The sequence below is a fragment of the Pseudacidovorax sp. genome (assembly GCF_017991995.1).
GTDB lineage: Bacteria > Pseudomonadota > Gammaproteobacteria > Burkholderiales > Burkholderiaceae_C > Xenophilus.
This window is the reverse complement of the sequence record NZ_JAGOPN010000017.1, coordinates 1-18,689: the sequence shown is the minus strand read 5'-3', so window position 1 is coordinate 18,689 and position 18,689 is coordinate 1. Positions and strand designations below refer to the sequence as shown.

At 70.7% G+C, this 18,689-nt stretch carries 16 protein-coding genes; 6 read left to right on the top strand and 10 right to left on the bottom strand.

What is annotated here, in order from left to right; genetic code table 11:
- Nucleotides 1-18 precede the first annotated feature (18 nt).
- From ccoP to KBC94_RS20920, 6 genes are all read right to left on the bottom strand, one after another.
- Nucleotides 19-942 carry a cytochrome-c oxidase, cbb3-type subunit III gene (gene ccoP / locus KBC94_RS20945; RefSeq protein ID WP_294374627.1) on the bottom strand — a complete coding sequence of 308 codons (924 nt, stop codon included), beginning with the start codon at nt 940-942 and terminating at the stop codon, nt 19-21.
- A gap of 37 nt (nt 943-979) precedes the next feature.
- Nucleotides 980-1,117 carry a CcoQ/FixQ family Cbb3-type cytochrome c oxidase assembly chaperone gene (locus KBC94_RS20940; RefSeq protein ID WP_017761489.1) on the bottom strand — a complete coding sequence of 46 codons (138 nt, stop codon included), beginning with the start codon at nt 1,115-1,117 and terminating at the stop codon, nt 980-982.
- A gap of 22 nt (nt 1,118-1,139) precedes the next feature.
- Nucleotides 1,140-1,772, bottom strand: coding sequence for a cytochrome-c oxidase, cbb3-type subunit II (ccoO, locus tag KBC94_RS20935; protein WP_294374934.1), 633 nt, complete (start codon nt 1,770-1,772; stop codon nt 1,140-1,142).
- A gap of 19 nt (nt 1,773-1,791) precedes the next feature.
- Nucleotides 1,792-3,234: a cytochrome-c oxidase, cbb3-type subunit I gene (gene ccoN, locus KBC94_RS20930; protein WP_294374623.1), complete on the bottom strand. Its 1,443-nt coding sequence runs from the start codon at nt 3,232-3,234 to the stop codon at nt 1,792-1,794.
- 68 nt (nt 3,235-3,302) lie between these two features.
- Complete coding sequence (ccoS, locus tag KBC94_RS20925) at nt 3,303-3,440, bottom strand: cbb3-type cytochrome oxidase assembly protein CcoS (RefSeq protein WP_017761492.1); 138 nt, start codon at nt 3,438-3,440, stop codon at nt 3,303-3,305.
- A 12-nt stretch (nt 3,441-3,452) separates the two neighbouring features.
- Entirely contained in the window at nt 3,453-5,816 is a 2,364-nt protein-coding gene (locus KBC94_RS20920; protein ID WP_294374612.1) for a cation-translocating P-type ATPase, read from the bottom strand.
- A gap of 105 nt (nt 5,817-5,921) precedes the next feature.
- On the opposite strand from KBC94_RS20920, the gene KBC94_RS20915 reads away from it, so the two are divergent.
- Together KBC94_RS20915 and KBC94_RS20910 are read left to right on the top strand one after the other, a co-directional pair.
- Nucleotides 5,922-6,365, top strand: a complete 444-nt coding sequence (locus KBC94_RS20915) for a universal stress protein (RefSeq protein WP_017760202.1) — start codon at nt 5,922-5,924, stop codon at nt 6,363-6,365.
- A gap of 74 nt (nt 6,366-6,439) precedes the next feature.
- On the top strand, nt 6,440-6,865 hold the full coding sequence (locus tag KBC94_RS20910) for a universal stress protein (RefSeq protein ID WP_294374606.1): 426 nt from the start codon (nt 6,440-6,442) through the stop codon (nt 6,863-6,865).
- A 180-nt stretch (nt 6,866-7,045) separates the two neighbouring features.
- On the opposite strand, the gene KBC94_RS20905 is transcribed toward KBC94_RS20910, so the two are convergent.
- The 4 genes from KBC94_RS20905 to KBC94_RS20890 form a co-directional block, all read right to left on the bottom strand.
- The gene (locus tag KBC94_RS20905; RefSeq protein ID WP_294374604.1) at nt 7,046-8,593 is read right to left on the bottom strand and encodes a malonyl-CoA synthase; all 1,548 of its coding nucleotides are present in this window, start codon (nt 8,591-8,593) and stop codon (nt 7,046-7,048) included.
- Between the two features lie 69 nt (nt 8,594-8,662).
- Complete coding sequence (locus tag KBC94_RS20900) at nt 8,663-9,439, bottom strand: enoyl-CoA hydratase-related protein (protein ID WP_294374602.1); 777 nt, start codon at nt 9,437-9,439, stop codon at nt 8,663-8,665.
- A gap of 11 nt (nt 9,440-9,450) precedes the next feature.
- Nucleotides 9,451-10,440, bottom strand: a complete 990-nt coding sequence (locus KBC94_RS20895) for a tripartite tricarboxylate transporter substrate binding protein (RefSeq protein ID WP_294374601.1) — start codon at nt 10,438-10,440, stop codon at nt 9,451-9,453.
- Between the two features lie 83 nt (nt 10,441-10,523).
- Nucleotides 10,524-11,990, bottom strand: coding sequence for a malonyl-CoA decarboxylase (locus tag KBC94_RS20890; RefSeq protein WP_294374598.1), 1,467 nt, complete (start codon nt 11,988-11,990; stop codon nt 10,524-10,526).
- Between the two features lie 101 nt (nt 11,991-12,091).
- Here KBC94_RS20890 and mprF point away from each other — a divergent pair, with 101 nt between their 5' ends.
- The 4 genes from mprF to KBC94_RS20870 all read left to right on the top strand — a co-directional run bounded on the left by mprF (nt 12,092) and on the right by KBC94_RS20870 (nt 18,435).
- Complete coding sequence (mprF, locus tag KBC94_RS20885; protein WP_294374596.1) at nt 12,092-14,707, top strand: bifunctional lysylphosphatidylglycerol flippase/synthetase MprF; 2,616 nt, start codon at nt 12,092-12,094, stop codon at nt 14,705-14,707.
- 31 nt (nt 14,708-14,738) lie between these two features.
- Nucleotides 14,739-16,235, top strand: a complete 1,497-nt coding sequence (locus tag KBC94_RS20880) for an AcvB/VirJ family lysyl-phosphatidylglycerol hydrolase (RefSeq protein ID WP_294374593.1) — start codon at nt 14,739-14,741, stop codon at nt 16,233-16,235.
- Nucleotides 16,236-16,362: 127 nt separating this feature from the next.
- Nucleotides 16,363-17,310 carry a pseudouridine synthase gene (locus KBC94_RS20875; protein WP_294374591.1) on the top strand — a complete coding sequence of 316 codons (948 nt, stop codon included), beginning with the start codon at nt 16,363-16,365 and terminating at the stop codon, nt 17,308-17,310.
- 87 nt (nt 17,311-17,397) lie between these two features.
- The gene (locus tag KBC94_RS20870) at nt 17,398-18,435 is read left to right on the top strand and encodes a GlxA family transcriptional regulator (protein ID WP_294374590.1); all 1,038 of its coding nucleotides are present in this window, start codon (nt 17,398-17,400) and stop codon (nt 18,433-18,435) included.
- Nucleotides 18,436-18,689 lie beyond the last annotated feature (254 nt).

Sequence of the window (18,689 nt, the reverse complement as noted above, 5' to 3'; positions counted from 1 at the left end):
GGAGGGTCATGAAGCCGCTCAGGGCTTGGCCGACGCCGTGGTGGCGTTGTGGGACAGGCCCCAGACGTAACTCGCGAGCACGCGGATTTGCGCCTCGGTCAGCCGCTCGTTCTGCGCCGGCATCACGTTCTGCTTGCCGTTGTTGACCATGGCGATGATGGCGGCCTCGCCGTAGCCGTGCAGCCAGATGTTGTCGTTGAGCCGCGGGGCGCCCAGCGCCTGGTTGCCGCCGCCGTCGGCGCCATGGCAGGCCGCACAGACCGCGAACTTGGCCTTGCCCAGGCCGGCGCGCACCGAGTCGTGCGGGCTGCCCGACAGGCTGAGCACGTAGTTGGCCACGTTCTTCACGTCGTCCGCACTGCCCACGGCCGCGGCCATGGGCGGCATGACGCCGACGCGGCCCATCGTGATGGTCTCGATGATCTTGTCGGGCGTGCCGCCGTGCAGCCAGTCGTTGTCGGTCAGGTTGGGAAAGCCCTTGCTGCCCCGCGCGTCCGAGCCGTGGCACTGGGCGCAGTTGTTCATGAACAGCCGCTCGCCGATGGCGCGCGCTGCGGGGTCGGCGGCCACCTGCTCCACCGGCGCACTGGCGAAGCGCGCATAGACGGGGGCCAGCTCCGCATTGGCCTTCTCGACCTCGGCCTTGTACTCGCCGGCCGAGCTCCAGCCCAGCTTGCCCTGCACACTGCCCAGCCCCGGGAAGAAGGCCAGGTAGCCCACCGCGAAGACGATGGTGATGATGAACAGGCCCACCCACCACAGCGGCAGCGGGTTGTTGGCCTCGCGCAGGTCCTCGTCCCAGACGTGGCCGGTGGTGTTGTCCTTGTCGGCGACGACGCGCTTGCGCGCCGTCATCCACAGCAGGATCGCGCAGCCCAGGATGCTCAGCACCGTGGCGGCGATGACGTAGTTCGACCAGAAGTTGTTGATGAAGTCGCTCATCGTGATCTCTCTCGTTCGATGCGTTGGCGCGGTGCGCTCAGTCCTGCTCGAAGGGCAGGCGTGCTGCCTCCTCGAAGCCGGCACGGTTGCGCCGCGCATAGGCCCAGGCCACGATGCCCAGGAAGAGCACGAAGCACACGACAGTGGCGATGGAACGCAGGGTGGTCAGGTCCATGATGTGGGTACTCCTCGTTCGCTTACTTCAGGGCCCGGCCCAGCGACTGCAGGTAGGCGATGGTGGCTTCCATCTCGGTCTTGCCCTCCACGGCAGCCTGCGCGCCGGCGATGTCCTCGTCGGTGTAGGGCACGCCCACCTTGCGCAGGGCCCGCATGTGGGACGGCAGGGCCGCGGCGTCCACGGTGTTCTTCTCCAGCCAGCTGTAGGCGGGCATGTTGGACTCGGGCACCACGTCACGCGGGTTGTTCAGGTGGATGCGGTGCCACTCGTCGCTGTACTTGCCGCCCACGCGCTGCAGGTCGGGGCCGGTGCGCTTGCTGCCCCACTGGAAGGGGTGGTCGTACACGAACTCGCCGGCCACCGAGTAGTGGCCATAGCGCAGCGTCTCGGCGCGGAAGGGGCGGATCATCTGCGAGTGGCAGTTGTAGCAACCCTCGCGCAGGTAGACGTCGCGGCCGGCCAGCTGCAGCGCGGTGTAGGGCTTGAGGCCGGCGATGGGCTCGGTGGTGGACTTCTGGAAGAACAGCGGCACGATCTCCACCAGGCCGCCGACGGCGACGACCAGCAGAATCAGCACGATCATCAGGAAGTTGTTCGTCTCGACCTTCTCATGCGAGAAGCCGGTGGACGTGGAGGGCGTCGTCTGGCTCATGTTGTTGTGCTCCGTTCGGTCAGGCATGGGCGGCAGCCTGCGGGGCCGGGATGGTGGCGCGCACGGCACGGCCCGAGATCACGGTCATCCACACGTTCCAGGCCATGACCAGCATGCCGCCCAGGTACAGCAAGCCGCCCAGCAGGCGCACCACGTAGAAGGGGAAGGTGGCCTTCACGCCTTCGGCGAAGGTGTAGGTGAGCGTGCCGTCGGGGTTGATGGCGCGCCACATCAGGCCCTGCATCACGCCGGCGATCCACATGGCGGCGATGTAGAGCACGATGCCGATGGTGGCCATCCAGAAGTGCAGCTCGATGGCCTTGATGCTGTGCATCGTGGTGCGGCCCCACATGCGCGGGATCAGGTAGTAGAGCGAGCCCATCGAGATCAGGCCCACCCAGCCCAGTGCGCCGGAGTGCACGTGGCCGATGGTCCAGTCGGTGTAGTGGCTGAGGGCGTTGACTGTCTTGATGGACATCATCGGGCCCTCGAAGGTGGACATGCCGTAGAAGGACAGGGCCACGATCAGGAAGCGCAGGATCGGATCGGTGCGCAGCTTGTGCCAGGCACCCGACAGGGTCATGATGCCGTTGATCATCCCGCCCCAGCTGGGCGCCAGCAGGATCAGCGAGAACAGCATGCCCAGCGACTGCGTCCAGTCGGGCAGCGCGGTGTAGTGCAGGTGGTGCGGGCCTGCCCACATGTAGGTGAAGATCAGCGCCCAGAAGTGCACGATCGACAGGCGGTAGCTGTAGACCGGGCGCTCGGCCTGCTTGGGGATGTAGTAGTACATCATCCCCAGGAAGCCGGCGGTGAGAAAGAAGCCCACCGCGTTATGGCCGTACCACCACTGCACCATGGCGTCCTGCACGCCGGCATAGGCCGAGTAGCTCTTCATCCAGCCCGCGGGCACCTCGGCGCTGTTGACCACATGCAGCAGGGCCACCGCGATGATGAAGGCACCGTAGAACCAGTTGGCCACATAGATGTGCTTGACCTTGCGCGTGCCCACCGTGCCGAAGAACACGATGGCATACGACACCCAGACCAGCGTGATCAGGATGTCGATGGGCCATTCGAGCTCGGCGTATTCCTTGCCGGTGGTGTAGCCCAGCGGCAGGCTGATGGCCGCGGCCACAATGACGGCCTGCCAGCCCCAGAAGGTGAAGGCCGCCAGGCCCGGCGCGAACAGCCGCGTCTGGCAGGTGCGCTGCACCACGTGGTAGCTGGTGGCAAAGAGCGCGCAGCCGCCGAAGGCGAAGATGACCGCGTTGGTGTGCAGCGGCCGCAGGCGTCCGTAGCTCAGCCAGGGAATGCCGAGGTTGAGATCGGGCCAGGTCAGCTGGGCGGCGATGATCACGCCGACGAGCATGCCGACCACGCCCCAGACCACGGCCATCAGCGAGAACTGGCGCACGACCGTGTCGTTGTAGAGCGCCGCAGGTGAGTGGGAGGACTGCATCTTGGGAACCAGGTTGAGGAACTTGTAGGCAGTGTCCGACTCGGTTCCCGCCGGTCGATTGACGGAGATCAATCGCTTTGCAGAATGCGCGCGCCTTCCTGTTCCACGTCATCGAACTGGCCGCGCTCCACGGCCCACCACAGGCCCGCGATGATCAGCAGCACCAGCAGCACCGACAGCGGCACGAGCACGAAGAGGATGTCCATGGCCTTGCCTCGTCAGCCTTGCGGCACGAGCGTTGCATCCGCAGGCATGTGCTCCGCGGAAGCCACTGCAGGTTGGCTTTCGCCAGCATCCATGCGAGACAGGCGTGCACTGTTCAGTACCACCACCAGCGAGCTGAGCGCCATGCCCAGGCCAGCCAGCCAGGCCGGCAGCCAGCCCGCCAACGCCAGGGGCACGCACAGCGCGTTGTAGGTCACCGACCAAGCGAGGTTCTGCCGCACGATGCGCAGCGTGCGCCGCGCCTGTGCCACGGTGTCGGGCACCGCCTGCAGCGAATCGGCCAGCACCACGAAGTCGGCGCGCGCCTGCGTGAGCGGCACGGCATTGCCGAAGGCGAAGGAGGCGTCGGCCTGCGCGATCACCGGCCCGTCGTTGAGACCGTCGCCCACCATGGCCACCGCCCTGCCCTGCGCCTGCAGGCGGCGCACCTCGTGCAGCTTGTCCTCGGGGCTGCAGCCGCCGCGTGCCGTGTCGATGCCGGCGCTGGCCGCCAGCCGCTGCGCGGCGGCCTCGCGGTCGCCGGAAAGCAGGCGTGGCACCAAGCCCTGGGCCTTGAGCCGCGCGATCGCCTCCGGCGCTTCGGGCCGCAGGTCTTCGGCGAGCGCGAAGCTGGCCACCCAGCCCTCGTCGTCGCGCAGGTGGACCTGCATGGCGTCGGTCTGCAGCGCACGGGCCTCGCAGAAGGCCGCACTGCCCAGCCGCACATGGCGCGCGGGCGCATCGCCCTGCTGCGGCCGCAGGAGGCCCTGCACGCCCTGCCCGTGCAGTTCCTGCATTGCCTCGGCACGCCACGCGGGCGGAACGCGACGCTGCGCGTCCCAGGCCTGGCGCAACGCCCGTGCGGCCGGGTGCAGCGAACCTTCGGCCAGTGCCACCGCGAGTTCGAGTGCGTCGCCGGGCAGCGTGCCGCGGCGGCTGTAGACCCGATCCAGCCGCGGCGTGCCGCGCGTGAGTGTTCCGGTCTTGTCGAAGACCACCGTCTGCGCCGTGGCCAGCGATTCCAGCGCCTGCATGTGGGCCACCAGCACGCCACGCCGTGCCAGCGCGCCTGCGCTGGCCAGCATGGCCGCGGGCGTCGCCAGCGAGAGCGCGCAGGGACAGGTCACGATCAGCACCGAGACCGCGACCATCAGCGCATGACCCGGGTCCACCGGCCACCACCACAGCGCCGCACCGCCCGCCGCGAGCACCACCGCCAGCAGGAAGGGCCGCGCGATGCGGTCGGCCATCGCGGCCAGCCGCGGGCGCTGCATGGCTGCGCCTTCCATGAGCGCCACGATCTGCGCGAAGCGCGTGCCACTGCCCACCTGACGCGCGAGCACCAGCACGGGCGCCGACAGGTTGTGGCTGCCGGCATGCACCGTCTCGCCATAGGGCTTGGCCACGGGGCGCGACTCGCCGGTCAGCAGCGCCTCGTCGGCCAGCGTGTCTCCGTCGACCACGATGCCGTCCGCCGGAAAGGACTCGCCGGGCCGCACGCGCAGCACGTCGCCCACCTGCACGCGGCGCAACGGCACGCGCTCGAAGCCGCCGTGGATCTGCCGCCGCTCGGCCGTCTCCGGCAGGCGGCCGGCCAGCGCATCGAGCGCACCCGCCGTGCGGTCGCGCAGCCGAGACTCCAGCCAGCGGCCGGTGAGCAGGAAGAACACGAACATGGTGAGCGAGTCGAAGTACACCTCGTGGCCCAGCGCACCGTCGGGGTCGAAGGTGCCCGCCGTGCTGACCACGAAGGCGATGGCCATGCCCAGCGCCACGGGCACATCCATGCCGATACGGCCATGGCGCAGATCGCGCCAGGCGCTGCCGAAGAAGGGCCCGCAGGCGAAGGCCATGACGGGCAGCGTGAGCACCCACGAGGCCCAGCGCAGCAGGCGCTCGATGTCGGGCGTCATCTCGCCCGGGCCGGCCACGTAGGCCGGCAGCGCATACATCATCACCTGCATCATGCAGAGGCCGGCCACCAGCCATCGGAAGAGCGCGCGCCGCGCCTCCTTCTGGCGGGCGATGCGCAGCGAGGCATCGGCGGCCGGCGCGAAGCGGTAGCCCGCCTCGGCCACCGCGGCGAACCAGCGCGAGGGCTGCACCTGCGAGGGTGACCACACCACGCGCGCACGGCGGCTCGCGGCATTGACCGTCACCTTGCGCACGCCGGGCAGGCGCAGCAGGGCGTCCTCGATGGTGAAGGCACAGGCTGCGCAGTGGATGCCTTCCACGCAGACCTGCGACTCCCAGTCACCGCCCGCGCGCAGTTCGTGGCCGAAGGCCGGCCATTCGGCCGGGTCGTCGAGGGCCGTGCGGGCCTGGACGTCGGCTTCCGTCGGTGCGCTGGCGGAGCCTAGAGGAAGGGCAGCTTGCATGCACCGATGCTGCGCGTGCGCACCCTCGTGGGCCTTGACCTCGGTCAAGTTTCGGCCGCGCCGTGCTGCCTATGCTGGAGCCACATCAACACGGAGCCTCAGACCATGTACCAGCGCATCCTCGTCCCCACCGACAGCTCCAGCCTGTCGAAGAAAGCCGTCCAGCATGCCACCGCGCTCGCCCAGACCTGCGGCGCCGAGATCGTGGTGCTGAACGTGGTGCCGCGCTACCCGGTGAGCTATCTCGAAGGCGCCGTGGTGTTCGAGACGCAGGACGTCGCGCGCATCGAGAAGCAATGGTCCGAGCAGGCCCGCGAGCTGGTGGACAAGGTGGTGGCCCAGGTGCAGGCCAAGGGCGTGAAGGCGCGGGCCGCGGTGGTCAAGTCCGACCTGGTGGCCGAGTCGATCATCAGCGCCGCGCGCAAGCACAAGGCCGATCTGATCGTGATGGCCTCGCACGGCCGCAAGGGCATCAAGCGGCTGCTGCTGGGCAGCGAGACCCAGCACGTGCTCACCCATTCCACATTGCCCGTGCTGGTATTGCGCTGAGCGCGGTCCCCAACAGCCACACTGGGCTGCGCCCTCGTGGCGCATGTCCTCACCCCATAAAAGGAGCAAGAGCAATGAAGATCGTCGTCGCCGTGGATGGCAGTGAGTTCACCCGCAAGGCACTGGACTACATCGCCGCCCAGCGAAGCATGTTCGTCGATGGCCATGAGCTGGTGCTGGTGCATGTATGCCCGGCCATCCCGCCGCATGCCAGCCGCCACATCGCGAAGGACACCCTGGCCGAGTACTACAAGGAAGAAGGCGCCAAGGTGATCGATCCGGTGAAGCAGCAGCTGCAAGGCCTCGGCATCGCCAACGCCTCGATGCAGACCCGCCATGGGCAGGCTGCCGAGGAGATCGTGCGCGCCGCAGAGGAATGCGGCGCGGGCCTGGTCGTCATGGGCACGCACGGCCATGGCACCCTGGGCCGCGCGCTGATGGGCTCGGTGGCCACCAAGGTGATCGCCGAGAGCGACCTGCCGGTGCTGCTCGTGCAGTGAACCTGCGCCACCCCCCATGCCGCTTCGCGGCTCCCCCCTCTCTGGCGCCTTCGGCTTGGAGGGGGGCGCACCCGGAGGCCTGGCAAAGCCAGTTCCTCGGGTGCTCTCGCATGGCCTGCTCCGCGGCCCTTCGATCAATCGGGCTGCGCCGGTTTCATGCTGGGCGGGCCGCTTGCCGAATCAGGTGAACAGGGCCTTGTGCTGGTCGCGAAGCAAGGCCTTCTGCACCTTGCCCATCTGGTTGCGCGGCAACTCGTCGACAACGAAGCAGCGCTTGGGGATCTTGAAGTTGGCCAGCTTGGCCTTGAGCTCGGCCACGATGGCGTCGGCGTCGGGCGAGGCGCCCGGCTTGCCCACCACGACCGCCACGCCCACCTCGCCGAAGTCGGGATGCGGCACCCCCACCACCGCGCTCTCGGCCACGCCGGGCATCTCGTTGATGTAGCCCTCGATCTCGGCCGGGTACACGTTGTAGCCGCCGCTGATGATCAGGTCCTTGCTGCGGCCCACGATGGTCACGTAGCCCAGCGTGTCGACCTTGCCCACGTCGCCGGTCTTGAAGAAGCCGTCGGGCGTGAACTCCTCCTTGGTCTTCTCGGGCATGCGCCAGTAGCCGGCGAACACATTGGGGCCGGCCACCTCGATGTTGCCGATCTCGTCGCGCTCGCAGTCCCGTGGCGGCTTGCCGTCTTCATAGGCCCGCACCCGCAGCTTGACGCCCGGCAGCGGAAAGCCCACCGTGCCGCCGCGCCGCGCGCCCTGCACCGAGGTGTAGGGATTGGAGGTCAGCATGATGGTTTCGCTCATGCCGTAGCGCTCCAGGATGGTGTGGCCGGTGCGGGTCTGCCAGTCGTTGAAGGTCTCGATGAGCAGCGGTGCCGAGCCGCTGATGAAGAGGCGCATGTTGTCGCAGGCCGCCAGGCTCAGCGTGGGCTCGGCCAGCATGCGCACGTACAGCGTGGGTACTCCCATGAAGACGGTCGCCTCGGGCAGCTTGGCGATGACGCGCTTGGGGTCGAACTTGCCGAACCAGAGCATCTTGCTGCCGTTGAGCAGCGCGCCATGGATGGCCACGAACAGCCCGTGGACGTGGAAGATGGGCAGCGCGTGCAGCAACACGTCGCCGTGCGTCCAGCCCCAGTAGGTCTTGAGCACCTCGGCATTGCTGCGCAGGTTGCGGTGCGACAGCATCGCGCCCTTGCTGCGGCCGGTGGTGCCGCTGGTGTAGAGGATGGCCGCCAGATCGTCGTCGGCCTTGCGCACGATCTCGTGCTCGGCACTGCAGGTGGCGGCGTGGCCCAGCAGGGTGCCGGTGCGGTTGTCGTCCAGCGTGAACACCCAGCGCGTGCCGGCCGCCTTGGCGATGGGCTCCACCCAGTCCAGGTTGGCGCTGGTGCACACCACCACCTCGGGCTCGGCGTTGCCGATGAAGTACTCCATCTCGGCACGCTGATAGGCGGTGTTGAGCGGCAGGAATACATAGCCCGCGCGAAGCGTGGCCAGGTACAGCAGCATGGCCTCCACCGACTTCTCGACCTGCACCGCCACCCGCGCCCCCGGCTCCAGGCCCAGGCTGCCCAGCAGATTGGCGATCATGGCGCTGGCCCGCTCCAGGTCGCGCCAGGAATAGGCCAGGCCGTCGTCGGTCTCGACGGCGATCTCGTCCAGGTCGTGCGGGAAGGCGGCGCGCAGCGCGGCAAAGAGGTTGGCGTTGGGCGTGGAGCTCATGAAGGGCGGAAGACGAAGGGGCGGTTGGATGGGGAGGGGTTCTTGGACAGGGGCCGAGTATTCACGGATTCAGCCGAAGCGGGGCGGCCTTTTCGCGAGAAAGGCATCGATGCCCTCGCGGTGCTCGGCCGTGTCTGCGTAGTCGTAGGCGCCCGACAGCAGTTGCTGCATCTCGCCCGCGGCCAGGGCGCGGAAGGTGGCCTTGTGCAGCCGGGCGGCCTGCGGCGCCAGGCTGGCGATGCGCTGGGCATGGCGCCAGGCCGCATCGGCCACCTCCGCGTCGGGCAGCACGTCGAGCAGGAAGCCCGCCGCCAGAAGCCTCGGCGCCGGATGCAGGCCGGCGGCCAGCAGCATGTCGCGCGCCAGGGCGTCACCGATCTGGCTGCGCACCAGCGCGGCCTCGCGCGGCGCCATCGGGAAGCCCAGCTTGGCGATGGGCGCGCCGAAGCGGGCCGAGGCGCCGGCCAGGCGGATGTCGCAGCAGCTGGCAATCTCCAGCCCGGCCCCCATGCAGGCACCCTCGATCTGCGCCACCAGCGGCACCGGGCAGGCCAGCAACGCCGCCAGGGCACCCCAGACCTCCTCCTCGTGGAAGTGCCGCAGGCTCGCCACGTCGTAGCGGAAGGCCGGGTATTCGGAGATGTCGCCGCCGGCGCAGAAGGCACCGCCCTCCCCGCGCACGACCACGCAGCGAAGGCTGGCGTCGGCCGCCAACCCCTCGGCAGCGGCCCGCAGGCCGTGCCACATGCCGCGGGTCATGGCGTTGAGCCGGCCGGGGTTGCGCAGCGTCAGGGTGGCGATGGCACCGTCGCGCGCCAGATCGATGGCATCGTTCTTGTCGCTCATGAAGGCCAAATCTATTCGAGTTTGGCCCCCGAGGCCTTGACCACCGCCGCCCAGCGCCTGACCTCGGCCGAGACGAACTGGCCATAGGCCGGGCCGGTCAGGCTGGGAATCTCCGAGCCGTTGCTGGCCCAGATGGTCTTGAGCTCGTCGGCGGCCAGCGTGCGGCGCATGTCCTCGGTGATGCGCGCCGCCAGCTCGGGCGGCGTGCCCTTGGGCGCCCACAGGCCGTACCAGGTGGTGACGGTGTAGTCGGGCAGGCCCGCCTCGCTGGCGCTCGGCACATCGGGAAAGGCAGCGTTGCGCTGCGCGCCCGAGACCATCAGCGCCTTGATGCGCCCGGCCTTGATGTGCTGGGCCGACGAGCCCAGGCCGTCGAAGCCGCAGTCCACGTTGCCGGCGATCAGGTCCTGCAGCATGGGGCCGGCGCCGCGGTAGGGGATGTGCGTGATGAAGGTGCCGGTCTGCAGCTTGAAGAGTTCGCCCGCCAGGTGGTGCGAGGTGCCCGCCCCGGCCGAGGCGTAGTTGAGCTTGCCGGGGTTCTGCCTGGCATAGGCGATGAACTCCTTGATGCCGGGCTGGGTGACGCGCCGCGGGTTGACCACCACCACCTGGGGCACGTTGGCCAGCAGCATCAATGGCACGAAGTCGCGCTCGATGTCGTAGTCCAGCTTGGGGTAGATGGCCGGCGCGATGGCATGGTGCACCGCGCCCATGAACAGCGTGTGCCCATCGGGCGCGCCCTTGGCCGCGATGCTGGCGCCCACGGTGCCGCCCGCGCCGCCGCGGTTGTCGATCACCAGCGTGTGGCCCGTGACCTTGCTGAACTGCGCCGCCAGCGGGCGGGCGAAGGCGTCGGTGCCGCCGCCGGCCGGAAAGGGCACGACCAGCGTCACGGGCCGGCTGGGCCAGGTGCTCTGCGCGCGCACGCCGGCGCAGGCGGCAGCGGCGCCGGCCGCGGCCAGGCGCAGCAGACTGCGCCGATGGATCGGTGGGGGGGTCATGGCTTGTCTCCGTCTCTCGTCTTGGATGCGCCGGGGCCGGCGGCGCTTGTGGGATGGAATCGGCCCGGGGATTCAGCAGGGGCTCAGAGCAGCAGCCCCTCGATGTCGCCCGACACCGGCACCTTGCCGTCTGCGAGCAGGGCACGGTGCTTGTCCAGGCGCTTGAGGTCGTACAGGTAGTTGACCATCAGGCCCCAGGACTGCTTGATGCCCTTGGGCGACAGGTCGGCGGCCCAGTTGAGCCGCTCGACCCGCGCGCCGTTGCCGAGGTGGAAGCGTGCCACCGGGTCGGCGGGCTTGCCATCCTGGCCGACCCGACCCAGGTACTCGGCCGCCAGGTGCAGCAGCGTCTGACGCAGCGGCGAGCGCTCGCCCAGCGAAGGCGCATCGTCCAGCGCCGCCAGCAGCCGGTCGGCCGTGGGCGGCAGGCTGCCCAGATGACGGCCCAGCGCCTGGGCCTGCTTGTCGGGCAGGCGCGGCAGCAGGGCCGCGGCCTGGCCGCCCAGCCACTGGCGCAGGCCGGGAATGGGCGAGAGCGTCGCGAAGTTCTTGAGCTTGGGGAATTCCTCGCGCAGCGTCTCCACCACCCGCTTGATCAGCGAATCGCCGAAGCTCACGCCCCGCAGGCCGGTCTGGGTGTTGCTGATGGAGTAGAAGATCGCGGTCGAAGCCTTGTGCGCCGGGGTGGCGGTGGCCGCCTCGTCCAGCAGCGGCGCGATGGCATCGCTGATGGCGTCGGTCAGCGCCACCTCCACGAAGATCAGCGGCACGCCGGGCAGGCGGGGATGGAAGAAGCCGTAGCAGCGGCGGTCGGTGTCGTCCAGCCGGTTCTTGACGTCGGACCAGCCCTTGATGTCGTGCACGGCCTCGTACTCGATCAGCTTCTCGATCAGCGAGGCGGGCGAATCCCAGCTGATGCGCTTGAGGTCGAGGAAGGCCACATCGAACCAGGTCGAGAACAGCTGCTCCAGCTCGGCGTCCAGCGCGGCGAGGCGACGGTCCTTGCGCACCACCGGCAGCAGCTCGGCCCGCAGGCCGACCAGGAAGCGCAGCCCTTCCTCGGGGATGGCGAAACGTTGCAGCAGACGAGCCCGGGGCGACGCCGAGGCACGGCGCAGCTTCGCTTCGGCCTGGGCCTGCTCGGGCGAGCCGGGTTCGGCGGCTTCGTATTGCTCGCGCGCGGTCTTCAGCTTGGCGCCATCGGGGGCGAAGCATTCGGCCATCAGGAGCCAGACGTCACGGCGCTCGTCGGCGGTCAGCGCCTGGTAGGCAGTCATCACGGCATGGGCGCGGCGGCCGGCCTCGACCTCGCTGGTGCGGCTGTCGGTCACGCCCTGCAGGTCTTCGAGCACGCGGCGCAGCGCGCGGGGCGGCAGGGCCTCGCCATGGCGGCGCAGCGTGGCGGCCATGCGTTCGGTCAGGGTGCGGGTCGGGCGCGCATCGCCGGTGGCGGCGGGGGCCGGCCTGGCGGCGCCCGCGGCGTCTGCCGGCGCGCCCGGGCGCAGCAGCGAGACGCCCTTGGACAACCAGTCGGGGGGAGTTTTGCTCATGGAATCAACAAAATTTCGGGACCGGGCCAACGCGGCGGCCGGGGCCTGCGTTGTGGCTTGAGGCCGTCGGCGCATGCCGGCAGGCCCCCTCTTTGTACACCGTGACCGAGCTTTCCCACCCTTCCCCCGACTCCGCCTCGACGGGGACGCGCCCTGTTCCTACAGAAGCCGTCGCCCTCGGCTGGCAGCGCCTCAAACCCTGGCTGATCGCCGCGGCCGCCCTGCTGCTGTGCCTGCTGCTCGCTGGGGCCCTGCACGGCCTGGCCGGCGAGGTGCGCTACGACGACGTGATGCGGGCCATCGCCGGCACGCACGAGATGGACATCGTTCTGGCGCTGATGGCCACCGCCGCCAGCTACTTCATCCTGTCGGGCTACGACTTCTCGGCCCTGGCCTATGCCCATGCCCGGGTGAACCGGGGCACGGTGCTGCTGACCTCCTTCACGGCCTATGCGCTGTCCAACACCATCGGCCTCGGCCCGCTGACCGGCGGCGCGGTGCGCACCCGGCTCTACACGGCGGCGGGCCTCAAGGCGCACCAGGTGGCGCAGGTGGTGGTATTCAACGCGGCGGCCTTCGGCCTGGGCATCACCGCCTTCGGCGCGGTGGCGCTGCTGTGGGGCGCGCCCGACGTGGCGGGGCTGGTCGGCCTGCCGCCAGAACTGCTCCAGTTGGGCTCGGGCCTGCTGCTGGTGGGCGTGGGCGTGTTCCTGGCGCTTTGCCGGCGCCAGCGCAACCTGCAGATCGCCGGCCGCTGGCGGCTGCGGCTGCCGCCGGCGGGCCTGGCGGTGCGGCAGTTGGTCATCTCGGCCTTCGAGCTGACGGCCTCGGCGGCGGCGCTGTGGTTCCTGCTGCCGGGCGAGCGCATCGACCTGCCGGCCTTCACCGCCTTCTATGCCATCGCCATCGTGGCCGGCATCATCAGCCATGTGCCCGGCGGCGTGGGCGTGTTCGAGGCGGTGATGCTGATGGCCACCCGCAACGACGTGCCGGCCGACTCGATGCTGGCCGCGCTGGTGCTCTACCGCGGCATCTACTACATCGTGCCGCTGGTGGCGGCCACCGCCCTGGTGCTGGGCTGGGAGCTGAAGAGCGGCGTGGGCACGCCCATCGCCCGGGCCGCCACGCGCCTCAGCCCGCGGCTGCTGGCGGCGCTGACGCTGGTGGCAGGGCTGTGGCTCATCGCCTCGGGCGTCACGCCCTTCACCGAGGACGCCCGCGAGATGCTGGCCACGCTCAACGTGCCGCTGCCGCTGGTGGAAGCCTCGCACTTCCTGGGCAGCGTGGCGGGCCTGGGTCTGCTGCTGGTGGCGCGCGGGCTGTTCCACCGGCTCGATGCGGCCTGGTGGGCGGCGCTGGTGCTGGCCGTGGTCTCGGCCGTGCTGGCCCTGCCCAAGGGCATCGCGCTGCACGAGGCCGGCCTGCTGGCCACGCTGGCGGTGCTGCTGGTCGTCTCGCGCAAGCAGTTCGACCGCCGCTCCTCGCTGCTGTCGATGCGGCTGGAGCCCGGCTGGCTGATCGGCCTGGGCGCGGTGCTGGCAGGCTCGCTGTGGCTGCTGTTCTTCGCCTACCAGGAAGTGGCCTACACCCACGGGCTGTGGTGGCAGTTCGAGTTGGACGCGCAGGCACCGCGCTCGCTGCGCGCGCTGCTGGGCGTGGCGCTGGCCGGCATGGCCTACGGCCTGTGGCAGCTGCTGCGCCCGCCTGTGGGCCAGGCGGCGGCGCCCACCACCGAGGACCTGGACCGCGCCGCCGCCATCGTGGCCGCCAACCCGCGTGCCGACGCCTGCTTCGCGCTCACCGGCGACAAGCACCTGCTGTTCTCGCCCTCGGGCCGCAGCTTCCTCATGTACGGCAAGCAGAACCGCTCCTGGATCGCGCTGTACGGCCCCGCGGGCGACAAGGCCGAATGGGCCGAGCTGGCGTGGCGCTTCGTCGAGATGGCACGCACCCATGGCGGCCGGCCGGCCTTCTACCAGGTGCGCCCGGCCAGCCTGCCGCTGTACCTGGACTGCGGCCTGCAGGCCTTCAAGCTGGGCGAGCATGCGCACATCGAGCTGCCCGGGTTCGACCTCAAGGGCGCCAAGCGGGCCAACCTGCGCTCGGGCATGAACCGCGGCGAGCGCGAGGGCCTGGTGTTCGAGGTGATCGAGGGCGAGGCGCTGGAAGCCGCCCTGCCCGAGCTGCGCGCCGTGTCGGACGCCTGGCTTTCGCGCCAGAAGACGCGCGAGAAAGGCTTCTCGGTCGGCCGCTTCGACGAGGACTACCTGCGCCGCCTGCCGGTGGCCGTGGCCCGGCGCGAGGGCTGCATCCTGGCCTTCGCCAACCTTCTGGTCACCGCGCCCGCCGAAGAGGCCGCCGTCGACCTGATGCGCCACCTGCCCGATGCGCCGCCCGGCACCATGGACTTCCTCTTTGCCAAGGTGCTGCTGCACTTGAAGGAGCGCGGCTTCCAGCGCTTCGCGCTGGGCATGGCGCCCATGGCCGGCATGGCCGAGCGCCGCCATGCGCCGCGCTGGCAGCGGCTGGGCCGTCTGCTCTACGAGCATGGCGAACGCTTCTACAACTTCCGCGGGCTGCGCAGCTTCAAGGACAAGTTCGAGCCCGTCTGGGAGCCGCGCTATCTGGCCGCGCCCGGCGGCGTGGCACCGCTGTGGGTGCTGCTGGACCTGGCCGCGCTGATCGGCGGCGGCACCAAGGGCGTGATCGGCAAGTGACGCCGCGCTGCCCGCTTTCGATTTCCCTCGCATGACATTGCCGACCTCCTTTTTGCGCCGCGCCCTGGTGGCCGGCGCCTCGGGCCTGTTGCTGGCCTGCGCCGCCATCGCCCAGCCCACCGCCCCCGTGGCGAGCGCGGCCGCCCTGCCGCAGCCGGCCAAGCGCATCACGCGCGAGATCTTCAAGGACGTGCCGCTGTACCGCCCCGCCGGTGCCGTGCAGCAGTTCGTGGTGCTGCTGACCGGCAGCGACGCGCCCACTGCGCGCGACCTGCGCCTGGTGCAGGCCATGACCGCACAGGGCGCCATGGTGATCGCCGTGCCCGGCCTGGGCTTCTACCGCAGCCTCGCGGCGGTCAGTCAGCAGTGCGTGCACGGCCCGGGCGCCCTGGAGAACTTCGCGCGCTTCGTGCAGGCCGGCGAAAAGCTGCCCACCTACATCGAGCCGATCCTGGTCGGCACCGGCCAAGCCGGTGCGCTGGCCTACGGCCTGCTCGCGCAGTCGCCCGCCGACACCTACACCGGCGCCCTGTCGCTGGACTTCTGTCCGCGCCTCGCCCTGCCGCTGCCGATGTGCGGCGACGAGAACTTCAAGAGCCGCCCGGTTGTGGCGGCGCAGGCGAGCCAGTCCGGCACGGCAACCCAGAGCCCGGCCCCCGCGCAGTCCGTGTTCGACCTGCAACCCGCCGCCCGGCTGGCCGGCGCCTGGACCGCCCTTGGGTCAGACTCACGGGCGCCCGCCTGCAACGCTGGCGCCCAGGCGCCCGCCGCTTTCACCGCCCAGGTGCCTGGCGCCCGCTGGGTGGCCGCTGCAGCGGCCGAGTCGGCCGACGCGCCGCCGCCCGGTTTCGACGCCGCCTTCGCGCAGATGGCCGCGAAACGCGCCGGACTGGCCCTGCCGCCCAGCCAGCTGTCGGACCTGCCGGTGACCGAGGTGCCCGTGCAGGGCGCCGGCAAGCGCTTTGCCGTGCTGGTCTCGGGCGACGGCGGCTGGGCCAGCATCGACAAGCGCCTGGCCGCCGCGCTCGCCAAGGACGGCGTCCCGGTCGCCGGCCTGGATTCGCTGCGCTACTTCTGGACCCGCCGCACGCCCGAGGGCGTGGCCGCCGATCTGGACCGCCTGATCCGCTACTACGCCGCCCGCTGGGGCCGCAGCGAGGTGCTGCTGCTAGGCTATTCGCAGGGCGCCGACGTGCTGCCCTTCGCCTACAACCGCCTGCCCGAGCGCACCCGCGCCAGCGTCAAGCTGCTGGGCCTGCTGGGCCCCGGCGAAAAGGCGGCCTTCGAATTCCACGTCAGCAACTGGATCGGCAAGAGCGGCGACCAGCCGATCGCGCCCGAGGCCAAGCGCCTGCCAGCGGGCCTGGCGCTGTGCGTCTACGGCACCGAGGAAAAGGCCGACTCGCTCTGCCCGCAGCTGGACCCGGCCCAGGCGAAGATCCTGCCCATGCCGGGCGGCCACCATCTGGGCGAGAACTACGAGGACCTGGCGGCCAAGGTGTTGCAGGCGGCGCCGCCCTTGCGCTGAAAGCGGCCAGTCCAGGCCCTGAGGGCCGCTGCCAGGCCGCATGCGCCTCGGTCGCGGCGACTCGGGACGCCATCGCCGTCTGGTCGTCGCGACGCCGGACCGGCCTGCATCACGACAATCGCCGCCCATGTCCGACCGCCCCGCCCGCAAATCCGGCAGCGCCCGCCGAGCCGCCCAGCCCCGCCCGCTGCCGGTGGACGGCGGCCTGGGCCCGAGCTGCGTGGCGCTGCCGCCCGGCGGCTGGGCCACGGTGCTGGACTTCCTGGCCGAGCGCTTTCCGATGGTGTCGCGCGGCGACTGGCAGGCCCGCATGGCCGCCGGCCGCGTGGTGGCGGGCGACGGCAGCCGGCTCGACGCGCACACGGCCTACCGCAAGGACCTGCGTGTCTGGTACTACCGCGAATGGGCCGACGAGGCGCCCGTGCCCTTCCAGGAGACGGTGCTCTTCCAGGACGAGCAGCTGGTGGTGGCCGACAAGCCGCACTTCCTGCCCGTGATGCCCAGCGGCCGCCATGTGCGCGAGACGCTGCTGGTGCGCCTGAAGCAGCGCCTGGGCCTGGAGACGCTGGTGCCCATCCACCGCATCGACCGCGAGACCGCCGGCCTGGTCGTCTTCAGCGTGCAGCCGGCCACGCGCGGTGCCTATCAGCGGCTGTTCGCCGAACGGGCCGTGCGCAAGCAGTATGAAGCCATGGTGCACTGGCCGCCGCCCCATCCGCTGCCGGCGGTGTACCGCAGCCGGCTGGCAGACGTGTTCATGCGCAGCGAGACGGTGCCCGGCGAACCCAATTCGGAGACGGCCATCGCCGTGCGCGAGGTGCGCGGCGACGTCGCGTTGCTCGACCTGGCGCCGCACACCGGCCGCAAGCACCAGCTGCGCGCGCACTGCGAGGCGCTGGGCGTGCCGATCGTGGGCGACGGCATCTACCCGGTGCTGCGGCCGCAAGGGGCGGACGACTGGCAGAACCCGCTGCGGCTGCTGGCGCGCGGTATCGCCTTCGATGACCCGGTGACGGGGCAGCCAAGGCAATTCCGAAGCACGCTGGCGCTGGCCTGGCCGACCGGCGCCGATTGAAGATCGCACGCGCCTGTTGCGCCAAGTGGCCAGATCCGTGGGCCAATTGTCCTTGTGGCCATTCGCGTCACGGCCCACACTGCCGCCATGCCCGCCGCCGCCCCGCCCCGCACCATCGCTTGCCTGCTCTACGCCGACTGCATGAGCCTGGACGTCACCGGGCCGATGCAGGTCTTCGCCACCGCCAACGACGTGGCGCAGCATGGCCATCGGAGGGCGGCGCCGTACCGGCTGCGGTTGCTCGCCGAGACGCTTGCGCCCGTCGCCACGTCCGCCGGAATGCGCCTTGTGCCCGATGACGCCTGGCCCGCTGTGGCGGCAGGCGCCATCGACACCCTGCTCGTGCCCGGCGGCGATGGCGTGATTGCCCAACGCGGCAGCGCGGCGCTGCTGGATTGGCTGCGCCGCGCCGAGCCCGAGGTGCGACGCCTGGGCTCGGTGTGCTCCGGCGCCCTGCTGCTGGCCGAGGCCGGCCTGCTCGACGGCCGCCGCGCCACCTCGCACTGGTCGCGGCTGGACCAGCTGCGCGAGCGGCATCCGGCCGTGCAGGTGGAGCCCGACTGCCTGCACACCTTCGACCCCGGCAGCGCGCAGGACGGCCATGTCTTCACCTCGGCCGGTGTCACGGCGGGCATCGACCTCGCGCTGGCCCTGGTGGAGGCCGACCTGGGCCGGCCGATGGCGTTGGCCGTGGCGCGTCAACTGGTGATGTTCCTGCGCCGGCCGGGCGGGCAGGCGCAGTTCAGCGCCCTGCTCGCGCCCGAGCCGCGCCGCACGCCGCGGCTGGCTGCGCTGCTCGACTGGCTGCCGGGCCAGCTCGGCGCCGACCTGTCGCTGGAGCGTCTGGCCGCCCAGGCCTGCCTGCCGCCGCGCACGCTCACCCGCGCCTTCCAGAAGGAGCTGGGCACCTCGCCCGCCCGCTACATCGAGCGGCTGCGGGTGGAGACGGCCAGCGCCCTGATGGCCCAGGGCCAGGCCTCGGTCGCCACCGTGGCCCGGCTGTGTGGCTTCGGCCATCCGGAGAACCTGCGGCGCAGCTTCCACAAGCACTACGGCGTGGGGCCGCAGGCCTGGGCGGAGCGCTTCGGCAGCGGCGCCATCGATCCGGCGCAATCCAGCGCCTGACCCGCCTCTCGGCCTTGCCGGCTGTGTCCCCTCCCCCTCTGGGGGAGGCTGGGTGGGGGCCGCGCGCGCTCGCGGCAGTCGTTTGGCAAGCAAACGCCCAGGCCCTCACCCCAGCCCTCTCCCAGAGGGAGAGGGGGCCAGACACCCGCCGCGCACCTTGCATCACTCCCGCAGTCCGCTACCCACTACCCACCACCCAAAGCTCACCACCCAGAGCCCACTGCCCACTGCCCACTGCCCACTGCCCACCGCCC

Coding starts and splice junctions, on each gene's coding strand:
- ccoP (WP_294374627.1), bottom strand. CDS start 942: ATGAGCGACTTCATCAACAACTTCTGGTCGAACTACGTCATCGCCGCC.
- KBC94_RS20940 (WP_017761489.1), bottom strand. CDS start 1,117: ATGGACCTGACCACCCTGCGTTCCATCGCCACTGTCGTGTGCTTCGTG.
- ccoO (WP_294374934.1), bottom strand. CDS start 1,772: ATGAGCCAGACGACGCCCTCCACGTCCACCGGCTTCTCGCATGAGAAG.
- ccoN (WP_294374623.1), bottom strand. CDS start 3,234: ATGCAGTCCTCCCACTCACCTGCGGCGCTCTACAACGACACGGTCGTG.
- ccoS (WP_017761492.1), bottom strand. CDS start 3,440: ATGGACATCCTCTTCGTGCTCGTGCCGCTGTCGGTGCTGCTGGTGCTG.
- KBC94_RS20920 (WP_294374612.1), bottom strand. CDS start 5,816: ATGCAAGCTGCCCTTCCTCTAGGCTCCGCCAGCGCACCGACGGAAGCC.
- KBC94_RS20915 (WP_017760202.1), top strand. CDS start 5,922: ATGTACCAGCGCATCCTCGTCCCCACCGACAGCTCCAGCCTGTCGAAG.
- KBC94_RS20910 (WP_294374606.1), top strand. CDS start 6,440: ATGAAGATCGTCGTCGCCGTGGATGGCAGTGAGTTCACCCGCAAGGCA.
- KBC94_RS20905 (WP_294374604.1), bottom strand. CDS start 8,593: ATGAGCTCCACGCCCAACGCCAACCTCTTTGCCGCGCTGCGCGCCGCC.
- KBC94_RS20900 (WP_294374602.1), bottom strand. CDS start 9,439: ATGAGCGACAAGAACGATGCCATCGATCTGGCGCGCGACGGTGCCATC.
- KBC94_RS20895 (WP_294374601.1), bottom strand. CDS start 10,440: ATGACCCCCCCACCGATCCATCGGCGCAGTCTGCTGCGCCTGGCCGCG.
- KBC94_RS20890 (WP_294374598.1), bottom strand. CDS start 11,990: ATGAGCAAAACTCCCCCCGACTGGTTGTCCAAGGGCGTCTCGCTGCTG.
- KBC94_RS20880 (WP_294374593.1), top strand. CDS start 14,739: ATGACATTGCCGACCTCCTTTTTGCGCCGCGCCCTGGTGGCCGGCGCC.
- KBC94_RS20875 (WP_294374591.1), top strand. CDS start 16,363: ATGTCCGACCGCCCCGCCCGCAAATCCGGCAGCGCCCGCCGAGCCGCC.
- KBC94_RS20870 (WP_294374590.1), top strand. CDS start 17,398: ATGCCCGCCGCCGCCCCGCCCCGCACCATCGCTTGCCTGCTCTACGCC.